At 71.6% G+C, this 1,114-nt stretch carries 1 protein-coding gene; it reads right to left on the bottom strand.

Going from position 1 to position 1,114, the window contains the following annotated elements; translation table 11 throughout:
* A partial coding sequence (locus ACIRVH_RS46490) for a polyketide synthase dehydratase domain-containing protein (protein ID WP_403967199.1) occupies positions 1 to 1,114 on the bottom strand: 1,114 nt, incomplete at both ends.

The raw sequence follows: 1,114 nt of genomic DNA, 5'->3' as shown, positions 1-1,114 counted from the left end.
CCACCACATCAGCACCACCCACCAACTCCACGAACCGCACATCACCCACCTCGACCGCCGGCACCGCCGTCAACCACCCCACCCGATACAAGGAATCGACCTGGCCGAACTGATCCGGCGTGACGGTACGCAGCGTGAGCGCATCGGCGGAGAGCACGAGGGTGCCCGCCGGGTCGACCGCGGTCAGTGACGCGGTGTCGCCGTCGACGGCCAGCCGGACCCGCAGTGCTGTGGCGCCGGTCGCGTGCAGGGACACGCCCTCCCAGGAGAACGGCACCCGGCTCGGCTCGCCGTGCGCGGTCGTGCCGAGGGTGTGCAGGGCGGCGTCGAACAGCGCCGGGTGCAAGCCGTACTGTCCCGACATGCGTTCGGGCAGTTCGACCTCGGCGAACAACACGCCGTCGGCGGCGCGCCAGACCGACCGCAGGCCCTGGAACGCCGGTCCGTAGTCGAAACCGAGCTCCAGCACGCGATCGTAGAACCCGTCGAGCGACAGGGGTTCCGCACCCGCCGGTGGCCACGCGCCGAGGTCGGCAGCGGGCCTGGCGCCCTGGCCCAGGGTGCCGGTGGCATGCTGCGTCCACGGGCCGTCCGTGCCGTCGGGCCGGGAGAAGACACCGATCCGGCCGGTCCTGTCGGCCGACACCTGAAGGGCTACGCTGCCCTTCTCCGGCAGCACCAGCGGCGCTGCCATGGTCAGTTCCTCGATCTGCTGAAGGCCGAGTTCGTCCCCGGCGCGCAGCGCCAGCTCCACGAAACCAGTGCCGGGGAACAGGACCCGGCCGTGTACGACGTGATCCGCCAGCCACGGCTGTGTCCGCAGCGACAGCCGGCCGGTGAGGACCACGCCGTCACCGTCGGCCAGTGCCACAACGGAGTGGAGAAGCGGGTGGCCGGCCGTCGAGGGCGCTGCTTCCGACGGCTGCGGCCAGAACCGTTCGTGCTGGAAGGCGTAGGTCGGCAGTTCGACCCGGCGGGCGCCCGTGCCGGCGAAGAACGCCTCCCAGTCCACCCTGACACCATGGGCGTGCAGCACCGCCAGCGCCGTCACCGCAGCCGTTTCCTCATCCCGGTCCCGGCGCAGTGCGGGAACCGTGGTGACGGCCGCGGTCTC

This window comes from Streptomyces sp. NPDC101165 (assembly GCF_044768135.1).
Classification (GTDB): Bacteria; Actinomycetota; Actinomycetes; order Streptomycetales; family Streptomycetaceae; genus Streptomyces.
The sequence above is the reverse complement of the archived record's forward strand: the minus strand, read 5'-3'. Positions and strand labels throughout refer to the sequence as shown.